Source organism: Crossiella sp. S99.2 (assembly GCF_023094165.1).
Lineage (GTDB): Bacteria > Actinomycetota > Actinomycetes > Mycobacteriales > Pseudonocardiaceae > Crossiella.
In genome coordinates this window covers 99,874-115,044 of sequence record NZ_JALMDK010000015.1, presented here as the reverse complement: position 1 = coordinate 115,044, position 15,171 = coordinate 99,874, and the positions used below count along the sequence as shown (strand labels likewise).

General features: G+C 71.9%; 11 protein-coding genes. 7 read left to right on the top strand and 4 right to left on the bottom strand.

Translation table 11 applies throughout. The features are described from left to right. Position 1 precedes the first annotated feature (1 nt). On the bottom strand, positions 2 to 2,368 hold the full coding sequence (locus MZC64_RS39625; RefSeq protein ID WP_247764172.1) for a Tat pathway signal sequence domain protein: 2,367 nt from the start codon (positions 2,366 to 2,368) through the stop codon (positions 2 to 4). 233 nt (positions 2,369 to 2,601) lie between these two features. On the opposite strand from MZC64_RS39625, the gene MZC64_RS39620 reads away from it, so the two are divergent. The 3 genes from MZC64_RS39620 to MZC64_RS39610 all read left to right on the top strand — a co-directional run bounded on the left by MZC64_RS39620 (position 2,602) and on the right by MZC64_RS39610 (position 4,308). Then, the gene (locus MZC64_RS39620; protein ID WP_247764173.1) at positions 2,602 to 3,471 is read left to right on the top strand and encodes a serine protease; all 870 of its coding nucleotides are present in this window, start codon (positions 2,602 to 2,604) and stop codon (positions 3,469 to 3,471) included. 163 nt (positions 3,472 to 3,634) lie between these two features. Further along, on the top strand, positions 3,635 to 3,994 hold the full coding sequence (locus tag MZC64_RS39615) for a DUF202 domain-containing protein (protein ID WP_247764174.1): 360 nt from the start codon (positions 3,635 to 3,637) through the stop codon (positions 3,992 to 3,994). Continuing rightward, on the top strand, positions 3,991 to 4,308 hold the full coding sequence (locus MZC64_RS39610; protein ID WP_185001815.1) for a DUF202 domain-containing protein: 318 nt from the start codon (positions 3,991 to 3,993) through the stop codon (positions 4,306 to 4,308). Before MZC64_RS39615 ends, MZC64_RS39610 begins: the two co-directional genes overlap by 4 nt. Here the strand turns inward: MZC64_RS39610 and MZC64_RS39605 are convergent. The 3 genes from MZC64_RS39605 to MZC64_RS39595 all read right to left on the bottom strand — a co-directional run bounded on the left by MZC64_RS39605 (position 4,292) and on the right by MZC64_RS39595 (position 7,712). Next, positions 4,292 to 5,389: a glycosyltransferase gene (locus MZC64_RS39605; RefSeq protein WP_247764175.1), complete on the bottom strand. Its 1,098-nt coding sequence runs from the start codon at positions 5,387 to 5,389 to the stop codon at positions 4,292 to 4,294. The genes MZC64_RS39610 and MZC64_RS39605 overlap by 17 nt on opposite strands. A gap of 14 nt (positions 5,390 to 5,403) precedes the next feature. Beyond that, complete coding sequence (locus tag MZC64_RS39600) at positions 5,404 to 6,495, bottom strand: nucleotide disphospho-sugar-binding domain-containing protein (RefSeq protein WP_247764176.1); 1,092 nt, start codon at positions 6,493 to 6,495, stop codon at positions 5,404 to 5,406. Between the two features lie 74 nt (positions 6,496 to 6,569). After that, positions 6,570 to 7,712 carry a nucleotide disphospho-sugar-binding domain-containing protein gene (locus tag MZC64_RS39595; RefSeq protein WP_247764177.1) on the bottom strand — a complete coding sequence of 381 codons (1,143 nt, stop codon included), beginning with the start codon at positions 7,710 to 7,712 and terminating at the stop codon, positions 6,570 to 6,572. 683 nt (positions 7,713 to 8,395) lie between these two features. Here MZC64_RS39595 and MZC64_RS39590 point away from each other — a divergent pair. From MZC64_RS39590 to MZC64_RS39575, 4 genes are all read left to right on the top strand, one after another. Further along, positions 8,396 to 9,280, top strand: a complete 885-nt coding sequence (locus MZC64_RS39590; protein WP_247764178.1) for a hypothetical protein — start codon at positions 8,396 to 8,398, stop codon at positions 9,278 to 9,280. Positions 9,281 to 9,378: 98 nt separating this feature from the next. After that, complete coding sequence (locus MZC64_RS39585; protein WP_247764271.1) at positions 9,379 to 10,488, top strand: ABC transporter ATP-binding protein; 1,110 nt, start codon at positions 9,379 to 9,381, stop codon at positions 10,486 to 10,488. Continuing rightward, positions 10,488 to 11,318: a hypothetical protein gene (locus MZC64_RS39580; RefSeq protein WP_247764179.1), complete on the top strand. Its 831-nt coding sequence runs from the start codon at positions 10,488 to 10,490 to the stop codon at positions 11,316 to 11,318. The genes MZC64_RS39585 and MZC64_RS39580 overlap by 1 nt, the downstream gene beginning before the upstream one ends. Positions 11,319 to 11,356: 38 nt before the next feature. Continuing rightward, positions 11,357 to 15,106: an ABC transporter ATP-binding protein gene (locus tag MZC64_RS39575; RefSeq protein ID WP_247764180.1), complete on the top strand. Its 3,750-nt coding sequence runs from the start codon at positions 11,357 to 11,359 to the stop codon at positions 15,104 to 15,106. The last annotated feature ends 65 nt before the right edge of the window (positions 15,107 to 15,171 follow it).

Here is a 15,171-nt window from a genome sequence, read left to right as displayed (position 1 = left end):
GTTATCCGGGTAGCCCCCAGGGGGCGGCCGGTGTGTTCGGGGTCACCGGTGCGATGCGCAGATCCGGGCGGACGCCCTTGCGGTGCACCAGGACCTCCTCGCCCGCGCGCAGGAACAGCTCGATCTTCCCCTCGCCCAGGTCCTGCCAGCGTTTCGGCAGCCCCCACCGGTCCCGCACGCTGATCCCGCCTTCGATGCCCGGTCGCAGCACGCACGGGGCGCCGGCCTCGCTGCGCAGCCGCACCCACTGGGTGGCGCCGCCGGATCGCTTGGCGGACAACAGGAACGCGCCCTCGGTGCGGAACTCGTGCAGCACCGCTTCCCGCCAGGTCGCGGGCACCGCGGGGAACACCCGGATCACCCCGCCCCAGCTCTGGCACAGCATGTCGTGCAGGGACTGGGCCGCGGACAGCGGGGTTTCGATCACCGGCCCGGATTCCTGGTACATGGTGTTCGGTTTGACGAAGCGGCGCAGCAGCTCACCGAGGTAGAACTCGGCCTTGTCGCCGCGGCCCATCTGCGCGGAGATCGAGGCCGCGCCGGTGAAGCTGTAGCCCTGCAGCGCGCCCTCGAAGCTGATCCAGTGCTCCAGGGAGGTCTCGATGAGTTTGCGGTGCTCGGGCTGTTCCCAGGTGATCTCGTAGAGCGGGTAGACCTGCAGCAGGTGCGAGTAGTGCCGGTGCGATTTCGCGAACGGCGCGCCCGCGCCGATCATGTAGCCGTTGGCGTCCACCGGGTAGCCGGTGAGCTTGTCCAGCACCTCGCGCCAGCGTCCGGTCATCGGATCGGCCACCCGCAGGATCTTCGCCGCGTCCAGCAGGGTCTTGCAGCCCCAGCGCAGCAGGGCCAGGTCGTAGGTGCAGTCCGGCGCGTTGACCCCGTACTCGGGCGAGAAGGTGAACGGCAGGTGCAGCCTGCCGTCCGGGCCGGTGCTGAGGAAGTGCAGGTAGTAGCGGATCGCGCCGCGCAGCAACGGGAAGAGCACCTCGCGCAACAGGTGCTCGTCCATGGTGTGCCGGTAGGACAGCCACACGTTGTGCAGCGCCCACACCAGGTTGCCGACCTCCGGAGTCGGCTCGGCCTTGCCGGGTACGCCGATGCCGTAGCCCGCGGTGCCGGTGCCGGATCCGTTGCGCAGGAACATGTCCGTGGTGCGCGGCACGCCGTAGCTGCCGTCCCGGTAGGCCGCGTCCACCTGGTCACGCAGCGCGTCCCGGTGCCGGTCCAGGCTGCGGGTGACCGCGTCCAGTTCCAGGTGGTTGGAGCCGTGGATGAGCCAGTACTCCAGCTGCACGTTGAGGTTCCACCAGGTGGCGGGCCACGGGGTGGGTTCGAGCCAGGGCCCGGTGGTGGCCATCACCGGAGCGTCCGCGCGGGCCGCGGCGGCGATCTTGTAGAGCTGGATCCAGTAGAAGCTCTGCAGCCTGCCGTCCGGCACGGACAGGAAGCTCTTCCGGTAGTAGTCGTTCCACCAGCGCCGATGGCCGCGCGCGAAGCCGTCGAAGGACTGGGTGGCGGCGGCCCGGACCGCGTGCAGGGCCTTGGCCCGCGGCGGGGCGCCGGGGTGCGCCCAGGCCACGGTGGCGTACAGGGTGCGGCGGTCGCCGCGGGCGATCTCCCGCCAGGCGGTGACGTGCCCGCCACCGGCCAGCAGTGGCTGGGCCGCGAGCTGGGTGTCCCCGTGCTGCTCCAGTTCCGGGGCCGGGTTGGGCAGGAAACCGGGGGGCGCTGGCTTGTTGAATCGCGGGTCGGTGCGCGGGCTGATCGCGGTGGCCGGGTGGAACTTCCAGGTCAGCCCGCGCTCACCGGTGCTGGGGGTCAGCTCCACCGCGAGCACCGACCGTCCACTGTGGACGATTGCACGCAGGCCGATGGTGCCCGCGGCGGTGGTGATGGTGCCGCGTAGTTCGGCGTTGTGCAGGTCCAGCCGCCAGTCCACGCCGGTGATCGCGCCGACGGGGGTGAGCGCGAGGTGGCCGATCGGGATCCGGGCCAGGCCGAACAGCGCGCCGAACTCGGGGCGGTGATCCTGCACCTCGGAGTGCTGCACGTTGAACCGGATGCTGTTGCCACCGACCGGGGCGTAGATGCCGGAGCCGAGGAACCCGTTGCCCAGGAAGGGACCCTCCGCCCAGGTCGCCGGGAGCTTGCGCCAGATCAGGTCGCTGGAGGCCAGGAAGTCGGTCCAGCCGCGCTCGCCCAGGCCGGCAACCCAGCCGCCCCCTGCCGAGCCGCTGCCCACGGCTTCGGCGGGGACGGCCGGGTCTCCGGCGCCGGCCAGGGCCGCGGGTGCTGCCACCGCACCCGCCACTCCGGCCAGCGCGCCACCCAGTAGTCCGCGTCGGGTCAGTTCGCCCGCACCGTCCATCCCAGCACCCCTCTGTGCGATGGGTAAGCGCATTCATCCGACCTATCCGGTCGAAACTAGGAACGAAAAGGTTACCCAGTCAAGAGCAACCTGCGAATACACCGACCTTTGACCAGGTTTTTGGGTCCATTCACTGAATGCCCCCCGCCGAACGGACCCTGCCTGCCGCCCACGTGCTGCTCCTAGCGTCGGAGTCCTCATGCCCCCTGCACATGAGGTGGAAGGAACACCCGATGAAGCTCACCCGCTTGCTCGCACTCGGCGCCTGCGCCGCCGCCCTGGCCGCGATCCCGGTCGGCGCGGCCACCGCCAGTCCGACTCAGGAGGTGTCCGCGCAGCAGACCGCTGACTACTGGACACCGGAGCGGATCAAGGACGCGGTGAACAACCCGATGCCGATGCCCGGCCCGGACATGAGCAGCACCGGCGGCCTGTCCGCCGCCGCGCCGCAGGCCACCATCCAGCCGGTGCCCGGCCCGTACACCACGGAGAAGATGCGCAGCCAGGGCAGGCTGCTGTTCACCACCGGCGGCCGCAACTCCAGCTGCTCGGCGACCTCGGTGGTGGCGGCCAACAAGAACCTGGTATGGACCGCGGCGCACTGCCTGCAGTACGGCGGCAACACCTCGGCGAACGTGAGCTTCCTGCCCGCGTTCCTGAACAACGCCCGCCCGTACGGCACCTGGCCGGCCACCAAGCTGCACATCCCGGCCCGGTGGACCTCCAGCTCGCAGCGTGACTTCGCCTACGACTACGCGGCCTTCTCGGTGGCCTCGCAGGCAGGCAAGTCGCTGACCGACACCGTCGGCGCGAAGAGCATCGTGTTCAGCGACAAGCGCGCCCAGCAGTCCACCCTCTACGGCTACCCGGCCGAGTCCCCCTACACCGGTCAGCAGAGCTACAACTGCAGTGGTCAGGCCCGCGTGCAGACCTTTGACGCGACGCTGGCCTGCAACGGCATCGGCGGCCAGAGCGGTGGCGCCTGGCTGAACGCCAGCGACCAGATCTGGGCGGTCAACAGCCGCTCCGACCGGCGCACCACCACCTGGGGCACCCTGTTCGACGCCAACGCCAAGACCTTCTACACCCAGGTCCAGGCCTGAGCTGAGCAGTAGCCGGGCGGTGTGCCCGTTGCCCTGGCACACCGCCCGGCTCTTCCCCTCCTCGCGCCCCACCCGGCAATGCCACCCCGCCCCCCGGGCGGCGCGGCGAGCTTCACCATCTCGCATCCCCGCGGGCCCGAACACCTCGTTCTAGGGTGTTGCGGTGACCTCGCGACGCTGGCCCGGTTTCGTCTACGACGCCGGTGACGAGCCTGATCCGCGGTTCACCCTGGCCAATGAGCGCACCTTCCTGGCCTGGATCCGCACCGCGCTCGGCCTGATGGCCGGCGGGGTGGCGGTGGAGGCGCTCGGCTATCCCGGGCACGGCGCGCTGCGCGCCGTGCTGGCGGTGTCGCTGCTGCTCGCGGGCGTGTTGTGCGCGGGCACCGCGTTCTTCCGCTGGGCCGCCGCCGAACGCGCCATGCGGCTGGGTCAACCGTTGCCGGGACCGTTCCTGTTGCCGGTGCTCGGCGCGCTGCTGGTGCTGGCCGGACTGCTCGCGGTGCTCATGGTGCTGGTGTGATCGACCCCGGCCTGCAGCCCGAGCGGACCGTGCTGGCCTGGCGGCGCACCCTGCTGGCCTTCCTCGGCGCGGCCCTGGTGCTGTTGCGGCTGGCCGCGCACCGCAGTCCGTTGCTGGCCGCCGGGATCGTGCTCGTTGCCGGACCGGTGGCGGCGCTGGTGAGCCTGGACCTGCGGCGACGGTACCGCCGCGTCCGCGCCGACCTGCCCGGTTCGGCCAGTCGGTGGGACGGGCGGCTGCCGCTGTGGACCAGCCTGTTCGCCGGGCTGCTCGGGCTCGGCGCGCTGCTGTACGTGCTCAGCGCCCCGCGATGACCTCCAGGTTCGGCACCAGTTCGGCCGGACTCGGCTGGGCGGCGATCTCCGCCCGCACCTCGGCCACCGCGGCCTTCAGCTTCTCCTCGTGCAGCAGCCCGTGGATCTGCTCGGCGGTCACCTGCCCGCCCATCGCGGCGTAGCCGACACCCCGCTGCACCACCAGGTCGGCGTTGATGAACTGGTCCGCGCCGTAGGGCGAGAGCAGCTGCGGGATCCCGGCGACCAGCGCGGTCAGCGTGCTGCCCGAACCGCCGTGGTGGATCGCGGCCTCGCAGTAGGCCAGCAGCGAGTTCAGCGGCAGGTAGCCGATCACCCTGGCGTGCGGCGGCAACGCCAGCCCGGACAGGTCCCACGGACCGGCGGCCAGCACCAGTTCGGCGCCGCTGCCCTCGGCCGCGTCCAGGATCCGCTGCCACGGGCTCAGCTCGGCCGTGCCCTGGTCGATGGTGCCCATGGTGACCAGGATCCGCGGCCGTTCCCTCGGCTGGGCCAGCCAGTCCGGCAGCACCGCGCCGCCGTTGTAGGGCACGTACCGGGTGCTGATCCCCTTCAGTCCGCCGTGCATGCTCGGCGGGGCCAGGTCCAGCGCGGTCTCCGGGGTGGCCAGCGGCTCGGTGACGTACCGGTGGATCTCCTCGATCAGGCCGTGCCCGCCGCTGAACCCGAAACCGTGTGCCACACAGGGAATGCCGAGCCGGGCGGCGATGATCGGGCCGGTGGTGTCGCACAGCTCGTAGACCACCAGATCCGGCCGCCACTGCTCGGCGTGCGCCAGGGCTCCGGCCAGCATCAGCTCGCCCATGGTGGCGAACATCCGGCCGGCCTCGCCCACCAGGTTCGGCGGCTCGGCGCCGGGTTCGGGCTTGGTGTGGGCGTCGAAACGCAGGCCCAGCGCGGCTTTGAGGTCCACGCCGGGCGCGGCGTCGATCACGGTCAGGCCCGCGTTCGCGGCCGCGGTGGCGGCGGAGTCCGCGGTGGCCAGCCGGACCTCGTGGCCGGCCGCCCGCAGCGCCCAGGCGGTGGAGATCATCGGGAACAGGTGGCCGAGGCCGGGGGTGCTGGTGAGCAGAACGCGCATGTCCACCAACCTACTCAAGTTTGAGCAATGGCCGCCAGTGCCGGCACCAGTTCGGCCGGACTCGGCATCGCGGCCAGCTCGGCCAGCACCTCGGTCACCGCGGTCCTGATGTCCGCGTCGTGCAGCAGCCGGTGGATCTGCCCGGCGCTGACGCCTTCGTGCTCGGCGGTCAGCCCGGCGCCGCGGGCCGCGATCCGCTGGCCGTTGTAGAACTGGTCAGCGCCCTGCGGCAGCACCAGCTGCGGCACCCCGCAGGCCAGCGCGGTGAGCGTGCTGCCCGAACCGCCGTGGTGCACCAGCGCGTCGCTGACCGGCAGCAACGCGCTCAGTGGCAGGTACTCGATCACCCGGGTGTGCGGAGGCAGCTCGCCGAGCCCGGACAGGTCGATGGACCCGGCGGCCAGCAGCAGTTCGGCCCCGCTGTCCTTGGCCGCGGTCAGGATGCTCCGCCACGGCTCGTCGTCGAGGTGGGTCAGCACGGTGCCCATGGTGACCACGATCCGCGGCCGTTCCCTCGGCTGCGCCAGCCAGTCCGGCAGCACCGCGCCACCGTTGTAGGGCACGTACCGGGCACGCAGGCCGCCGAAGTCGCCGCCGAGGCTGGGCGGGGAGATGTCGATCGTGGTGGCCGGGCCGGCCAGGTCGGCGACCCCGTGCCGGTCCAGCGCGTCGCCGAGGAAATCGCGGATCCGGTCGAACAGCGGGCCGACCGAAGTGATGCCGAACCCGTGGTGCACGCAGGGAATGCCGAATTTGGCGGCCAGCAGCGGGCCGGTGGCGTCGATCAACTCGTAGATGATCAGGTCCGGCCGCCAGTGCTCGGCCTGGCGCACCGCGCCGTCGCTCATCAGGTCGGCCATCCGGGCGAACCGACGGGCGATCCTGGTCAGCAGGTCCACTTCGCCGGGCGGCGGGGTGAGTTCGGCGTCCCAATCCACCCCGGGCGCGGCCTCGACCACCGGCAGCCCGGCCCTGGCCCCGGCCGCCGCGCCGGCCGCGGTGCTGAGCAACAGCACCTCGTGCCCGGCCGCGCGCAGCGCCCAGAGGGTCGGCACCATCGGGAACAGGTGCCCCAGGCCCATCGAGCTGACCACAAGAACTCGCATGTCCGACTCCCCAGTGCTGGATCCGGGTGGACGGCGGCCCCACCGCTCGCCGTCCACCCGGACCATTCAGGGGGTCAGTGTCCCGCGATGGCTTCCAGGTGCGGGACCAGTTCGGCCGGACTCGGCTGCGCGGCCATCTCCGCCTTGACCTCGGCCACCGCGGTCTTGATGTCCTGGTCGTGCAGCAGGCGGTGGATCTGCTCGGCGGTGACGCCCTCGTGCTCGGCGCTCAGGCCCGCGCCGCGCTTGGCGATCCGCTCGGCGTTGTAGAACTGGTCCGCGCCCTGCGGCACGATCAGCTGGGTCACCCCGGCGTCGACCGCGGTGAGCGTGCTGCCCGAGCCGCCGTGGTGCACCAGCGCGTCGCAGACCCCGAGCAGCGCGCCCAGCGGCAGGTAGCCGATGGTGCGCACGTGCGGGGGCAGCTCACCCAGCTCGGACAGGTCCATCGACCCGGCGGCCAGGATCAGCTCGGCGTCGGCGTCGACGGCCACGTCCAGGATGGCCCGCCACGGGTTGAGGCCGACGTGGGTGGCCATCGCGGTGCCCATGGTGATCACGATCCGCGGGCGTTCCTTCGCCCCGGAGAGCCACTGCGGCAGCACCGCGCCGCCGTTGTAGGGCACGTACCGGGTGCTGATGCCCTTGAGTTCGCCCTCCAGGCTGGGCGGGGCCACGTCGATCGCGTTCGCCTTCTCGGCCAGGCCGTCGACGCCCAGGCGGGTGAAGGTGTCGGTGAGGTGCGGCAGCATCCCGTCGAACAGCTCCCGCGCGTCGGTCAGGCCGAAGCCGTGCTGCACACAGGGGATGCCCAGCTTGGCCGCCACGATCGGGCCTGTCGCGTCGGTCAGGTCGTAGACCACCAGGTCCGGCTGCCACAGCGCGGCCTGGCGGACGGTCTCGTCGGTGGCCATGTCGGCCATCCGCGCGAACATGACACCCGCGGCGGCCATCGAGTCGGGCCGGGGCTCGCCGGGCTTCGGCGAGGCCATGCCCTCGGTGCCGAAGTTCTGCTGGATGATCCGCTGGATCTCGGCTTCCCAGTCGATACCGGGACAGGACTCCACCACGGCGAGGCCGGCGTTGGCCGCCGCGGTGGCCGCGGGACCGGTGGTGGCCACCCGCACTTCGTGCCCGGCGGCTCGTAACGCCCAGGCGGTGGAGATCATCGGGAACAGGTGGCCGAGGCCGGCCGAGCTGGTGAACAGGACGCGCATGACTTCCTCCCAGTGGACGATCACCCTCCCCACCCATCTAACTCGCACACTGAGAATCTTGTCGAGTGAGATAAATAAGGAACACGGAACGAACCGGACGGGTCCGCGTGGGATCACCCTGTTGTGGGATTGCGCAAAGAACGACCAACGCAATGTTGATCAGACAAGAAGGGGCGACCCGCTCAACCGGCCTGGGGGTCACCGGGAGCGAGCCGCCTCCGTCAGTCTACGCGGACCGGCACCCGGCCCACGACCGGCCCTCGAATACTTTTTGCTCTCGAGAAGAGGCCAGGTGCAGGCAATCGAGTGACGGGCCAGGCATGCGAGTGATTTCGCTGGTGAGCACTCCATGACAGCCCGTGCCCGGCCGATTACTCCTCCATGCCCATGCCCAGTGCGCCGAACGCGGTCAACCCGCTGCTCGCGCCGCTGCGGCTGAGGTCAGCCGAGTGCTCCCGGGGCCGGGCCACCGCCCATGGGTGAACCACGCTGGTGGGTGGAATGCGATGACCCCTTCGGACGGGCGCGGTCGGTGACCCTGCTCGCCGAACCAGACTCAGTGTTACTCATCACACCGCCGGGAGAGACGGCCGTCCTGTCCGCCACGCAGACCCGGGCTCTGCACGCGGCACTGGACGACGCGCTGGCGGAGTCCTCCCCCGCGAGACGAGGAGACGACCAGGATGGACGACGTGCTGCGCCAGGCGGTGCTGGACCGGCTCGCCCTGCTTGACCAACTGGCCGAGGAGGGCGACGCCAACTCGCTGCTGCCGCTGGCGCGCACCGAGCTTCAGCGCCTGGCCGAGGGCTGGCGGTTGCTGCTGACCGTGCACCAGCCGGATGAGGACGGCCGCTGCAAGGCCTGCCCCGGCGGGTTCCTCGGCCGCGGCAGACGCTGGCCCTGCCAGATGTGGCTGACCGCGCACAAGCACCTGATCAACGACGGCTCCGGGCACCGGGAGCGCCGGATGGCCAAGCGGAACCCGTTCAGCCGCAAGGCCCCCCGCGCCGTGCCGCCGGTGCCGCCCGCACTGCCGAACCCGCCGCAGGGCAGCACCATCCCGCCGGACGTGCTGGCCGCGCTGGTCACCCAGGCAGGTGGTCCGCCGCAGCAACGCCAGGGCACCATGCCGCCCGGGGTGATCCCGCCGTTCACCGGCACCATCACGCCGGAGACCACGCCCCCGCTGACTGGCACCCTGCCCCCGGGCGCGGTGCTGCCGGTGCGCATCCCGCAGGCGGTGACCGGCACCCTGCCGCCCGGTCAGCTCGCGCCGCCGGTGATCGGCGCGGTCAGCGTGGTCACGGCAGACGCCCGCGTCGCCGCCGAGACGCCGCTGCCGCGGGCCGAGGTCCCGGCCGAGGGCGCGGCCGAGGTGACCACCGAGATCCCCCGGATCCGGCTCACCCTGCCCAGCGAACTCGATCCTGAACTGCTCGAACAGCTCAGCTCCACCCTCGACCCGGAACGGCCTGCCCCGCTGGAGACCACCGACCCCGGCATCCACCGGGCGGCCGTAGTCGAACGCGAGCCCACGCTGCCCCGGATCCGGCAGCGGCCCGTGTAACCCGTCACTCCAGGCGCCACGACGTCGGCAACTGTCCTACACGGAGCCGACCAATGCGGCAGTATTGCGGCCGTACCCCGTGGCACCTGGAGGAACGCGTGCACGACGGCAGCGGCCGGATCGTGGTGGGGAACCTGACGAAGCAGTTCGGGAACATCACCGCGGTGCAGGACCTCAGCTTCATCGTCGAACCCGGCACTGTGACCGGCTTCCTCGGCCCCAACGGGTCAGGCAAGACGACCACCCTGCGCATGGTGCTCGGCCTGGTCCGGCCCACCGGCGGGCAATCGACCATCAACGGGGTGCCCTACGAACGGCTCGGCACGCCGGGCCGGGTGGTCGGCTCGGTGCTGGAGGCGCAGAGCTTCCATCCCGGCCGGTCCGCGCGCAATCACCTCAAGATCTACGCCGCCGCGCTGATGGTGCCGGACGAGCGGGTGGACCAGGTGCTCCAGCTGGTCGGCCTGGCCGCCGCGGCCGACCGGCGGGCCGGCAGCTTCTCCCTCGGCATGCGGCAGCGCCTGGCGCTGGCCACCGCGTTGCTGGGCGATCCGCAGGTGCTGGTGCTGGACGAGCCCGCCAACGGGCTGGACCCGGAGGGCATCGCCTGGCTGCGCACCTTCCTGCAGTCCTTCGCCCGCAGCGGCCGCACCGTGCTGGTCTCCAGCCACCTGCTGGCCGAGGTCGAGCAGACCGTGGACCACGTGGTGATCATCAGCCGCGGCCGGACCGTCTACAACGGCGGCCTGGACACCCTGCGCCAGTCCCAGCAGAGCCGGGTCATCGTGCAGCCCGCCGACCCGCACAAGCTGGTCGAGGCGTTGCAGGCGGCCGGGCACACCATGATTGAGCCGACCCAGGACGGCAGGCTGGCCATCACCGGCGTGCACACCAAGCAGGTCGCCGACGTGGCGCTGGCCGCGGGCGTGGCCATCTACGCCATGCAGGAGGAGCAGGTCGACCTGGAGCGGCTGTTCTTCCAGCTCACCAGCGCCCAGTACACCGGGGCGGCGCCCGGCCAGTACCCACCGCCGACCCCGCCCGGCGGTGGCTGGGGACCGCCCTCCGGCGGCCTGCCCGCCCCGACCTCCTACGAACAGGCCTACCAGCAGGAACAGGCGTACCAACCGGGTTATCAGCAGCCGCAGCAGCCCGGTTATCCGCCACAGCCCGGTCAGCAGGGCAACCAGTACGGAGGTAACGCCTGATGGGCGCCCTGATCAAGAGCGAGCTGCGCAAGATCCTGACCACCAACGTCTGGTGGGCGCTGCTGATCCCGGCGGCGCTGGTCACGCTGCTGGTCACCCTCGGCGGCAGCGCGTTCGGCATGCTGCTCTCCAGCGTGGCCTCGCAGGTCCAGGACACCGAGATCAACGTGCCGCTGGCGCTGCTGGTCTTCCCCACCGGGGTGAACATCGGCACCATCTTCACCGCGATCTTCGGCGGACTGGCGGTGGCCGCGGAGTTCCAGCACCGCACGATCACCACCACCTACCTCACCGCGCCCTCGCGCACCTCGGTGCTGCTGGCCAAGCTGGCCGCCTACGGTGGTTTCGGCGTGCTCTACGGCGTGGTCATCGTACTGTTCGGCTCGATCGGCGCGCTGCTGGCGCTGGACATCGACAACTTCCCGAACCTGGGCTCCTGGCTGGTGCTCTGCCTGGTCTCGGTGCTGGCCAACGTGCTGTGGGCGGTGCTGGGCGTCGGCCTGGGCGCGCTGATGAGCAACCAGATCGCGATCGTGCTGGTGGTGCCGCTGGGCGCGCTGGTGGAACGGCTGCTCCGCGGCCTGCTGGGCGCCCAGGGCGTGGGCGAGGTCGGCAACTTCCTGCCCAACGCGGTGGGCAACGGCCTGGTCAGCGGAGTGGGCCAGGACCTGTTCATGGACAACATCGGCACCAGCATGCGCAGCATGGGTCGCGCCTTCACCGACGCCAGCGAACCGTCCTGGTGGGTCAGCGGCCTGGTGTTCCTCGGCTACCTCGCGTTGTTCCTCGGCCTGGGCAGGCTGGTCGCGCAGCGGCGGGACATCGCCTGATCGGAAAATGTGTCGGCACCCCGGGTTAGCGTGAAGGGGTGCCCGAACCGACCACCACGCAAGAACCCGCAGGCCCCGGCTGGATCCGCAAACTGAGCCGCGCCTGCTGGGCGCACCCGAAGCTCGTGGTGGCCGCGATGCTGGCCGCGGTGGTCGGGGTGGGCCTGCAGGCCGTGGCCCCGCTGCTGCTGGCCAGGGCGGTGGACGACGCGGTGGCCGGCAGCACCGCCTGGCTGGGCTGGATCGTGGCCGGCCTGAGCGCACTGGCGCTGCTGTCCTTCGGCGCCGGGTTCGTACGCCGCTACCTGGGCGGGCGGCTGGCCCTGGACGTGCAGCACGACCTGCGGCGCGCGGTGTTCGCCTCGGTGCAGCGGCTGGACGGCGGCACCCAGGACTCGCTGCGCACCGGGCAGGTGGTCTCCCGGGCGATCACCGACCTGCAGCTGGTCTACTCGCTGCTGTCGATGGTGCCGCTGGCCGCCGGGCAGGTGGTCTTCGCGGTGATCGCGCTGGCCGCGATGCTGTGGTTGTCCCCGCTGCTCACCCTGGTCGCGCTGCTGGTGGTGCCGATGGTCTTCGTGACCGTGCTGCGCAGCCGCGGTGTGCTGTTCCCGGCCACCTGGTCGGCCCAGCAACGGGCCGCGGACGTGGCCCAGCACGTGGAGGAGACGGTCACCGGGGTCCGGGTGGTCAAGGGCTTCGGGCAGGAGGCCAGGGAGACCGGCAGGCTGGAAGCGGCGGCCACCCGGCTCTTCGGCGAACGGCTGCGCGCGGCCCGGCTGACCGCCCGGCCGAACGCGACACTGGCCGCGTTACCCGCGCTCGGCCAGGTCGGCGTGCTCGGGTTCGGCGGGGTGCTCGCGCTCAACGGGCAGGTCACCCTGGGCACCTTCCTGGCCTTCGCCACCTACGTGGCCAACCTGATCGGCCCGGCCCGGATGCTGTCCAGCCTGCTGATCACCAGCCAGCTGGCCAGGGCCAGCGTGGAGCGGGTGTACGACCTGGTCGACTCCCAGCCCGAGGTCACCGACGCCCCGGACGCGGCCGATTTGCCGGACGGGCCGCTGGCGGTCTCCTTCGAGGACGTCCGGTTCGGCTACAGCCGCGGTGAGCCGGTGCTGGACGGGGTGAGCCTGCAGGTGGCGCCGGGCGAGACGCTGGCCCTGGTCGGCACCGCGGGCTCCGGCAAGTCCACCGTGTCGCTGCTGCTGCCCCGGTTCTACGACGTGCACGAGGGCGCGGTGAAGCTGGGCGGGGCGGACATCAGGGGGCTGCGGATCGCCGCGCTGCGCGGGGCGATCGGGGTGGTGTTCGAGGAGGCGTTCCTGTTCTCCGACAGCGTGCGCGCCAACATCGCCTACGGCAGGCCGGCGGCCACCGACGCCGAGGTCGAGGCGGCGGCCAAGGCCGCGGAGGCGCACGAGTTCATCGAGGCGCTGCCGCACGGCTACGACACCGTGGTCGGCGAGCGCGGACTCACTCTTTCCGGTGGCCAACGGCAGCGGGTCGCGCTGGCCCGCGCGCTGCTGTCCGACCCCAGGGTGCTGATCCTGGACGACGCCACCTCCGCGGTGGACCCGGCCACCGAGGCCGCCATCCACGCCACCCTGCACGCGGTCACCGCGAGCCGGACCACCCTGCTCATCGCGCACCGCCGGTCCACCCTGGCGCTGGCCGACCGGATCGCGGTGCTCGACGGCGGCAAGGTGGTCGACGTCGGCACCAGGGCCGAGCTGAACGAGCGCTGCGCGTTGTTCCGGGCCTTGCTGGCCGGTCCGGGCGAAGTGATCGAGGAGGCCCAGGCCGAAGCGCCGCAACGGCTGGAGCCCGGCCCGGACGGGGTCACGCCCGCGCTGTGGCCGGACCCACCGGCGGAGAGCTGGGCGCCGAGCAGCTCGGCCCGGCAGGCCGCGGCAGGCGGACGGTCCGGCCGAGGTGGTAGCCGCGGCGCCGCGCTGGGCGCGCTGGAACCGACCCCCGAACTGCTCGCCCAGGTGGACAAACTGCCGCCGGTGCGGGACGAGCCGGAGCTGCCGGGCATCGACGCCCGCGCGCCCGACCCCGGTTTCCGGTTACGCAGGCTGCTGCACCCGGTGCGGTCGCTGCTGCTGCTCGCGGTGGCCTTCGTGGCGGTGGACGCGGCCGCCTCGATCGCGCTGCCCACCCTGTTCCGGCACGGCGTGGACGCCGGGGTCGGCGGACGCTCCGGCTGGGCGCTGGCCGGACTGGTGCTGCTCGGCGTGCTGGTGGTCGGCGTGGGCTGGGCCGTGGTCAGCGCGCAGACCCTGGTCACCGCGCGGGCCGGGGAGAGCGTGCTCTACCTGCTGCGGGTGCGCAGTTTCAGCCACCTGCAACGGCTCGGCCTTGACTACTACGAGCGGGAGATGGCCGGGCGGATCATGACCAGGATGACCACCGACGTGGACGCGCTGTCCACGTTCCTGCAGACCGGCCTGGCCACCGCGGTGGTCAGTGTGCTGACCGTGGGCGGCATCGCGGTCGCCCTGCTGGTCACCGACCTGGCCCTGGCTCTGGTCGCGCTGGCCGCGCTGCCCATCCTGCTGGGCGCCACGGTGATCTTCCGGCGGTACTCCTCGCAGGCCTACGCCGAGGCGCGGGAACGGGTTTCGGTGGTCAACGCCGACCTGCAGGAGAACGTCTCCGGACTGCGCGTCTCCCAGGCCTTCACCAGGGAGGAGCACTCCGCGGCCGCCTTCGCCGAGCGCAGCGACGCCTACCGGCGGTCCCGGCTGCGCGCCCAGCGCTACATCGCGACCTACTTCCCGTTCGTCACCCTGCTCTCCGACCTGGCCCAGGCCGCGGTGCTGGGCGTGGGCGCCTACCGGGTGGCCACCGGCTCGCTGACCACCGGTGTGCTGCTGGCCTTCCTGCTCTACCTGGGCCTGTTCTTCGCCCCGATCCAGCAGCTGTCCGGGGTCTTCGACGGCTACCAGCAGGCCAAGGTCGGCCTGCGCCGGATCGGCGACCTGCTGCGCACCCCGACCTCGGTGCCGCCGGCCGGCCACCCGCGCGCGGTGCCGGCCCGGCTGCGTGGCTCGGTGGAGCTGCGCGGCGTCGGCTTCACCTATCCGGGCACGGATCGGCCCGCGTTGAGCGATATCTCGCTGACCGTGCGTCCCGGCGAGACCATCGCGCTGGTCGGCGCGACCGGCGCGGGCAAGTCCACCCTGGTCAAGCTGATCGCCCGGTTCTACGACGCCACCCAGGGCGCGGTGCTGGTGGACGGGGTGGACATCCGCGCCTACGACCTGCCCGGTTACCGCGGCAGGCTGGGCGTGGTGCCGCAGGAAGCGCACCTGTTCACCGGCGACGTGGCCGGCAACATCGGTTACGGCAGACCGGAATCCACCCCGGCTGATCTGGAGGCCGCGGCCCGCTCGGTCGGCGCGCTGCCCATGATCGCCGGCCTGCGCGCCGGGTTCCGCCAGCCGGTAGGCGAACGCGGGCAAGGACTTTCCGCCGGTCAGCGCCAGCTGGTCGCACTGGCCAGGGCCCGCCTGGTCGACCCGGACCTGCTGCTGCTGGACGAGGCCACCGCCGCCCTGGACCCGGCCACCGAGGCCGCCGTGCTGGACGCCGGCGACCGCCTCAGCGGCGAACGCACCACCTTCGTGGTCGCCCACCGGCTGGCCACCGCGGCCCGCGCGGACCGCATCGTGGTCCTCTCCGGCGGCCGGATCGAGGAGGAAGGCACCCACACCCAACTGCTCGCGATGGGCGGCGCCTACGCCCGCCTCTGGACCGCGGGCACCCTCGACGCCGCCTAGCAATCCCGAACGTCGAGTTGGCCCAACCGGTACGCCGAGTTGGGCCAAGTTGGCGTGCGAGTTGG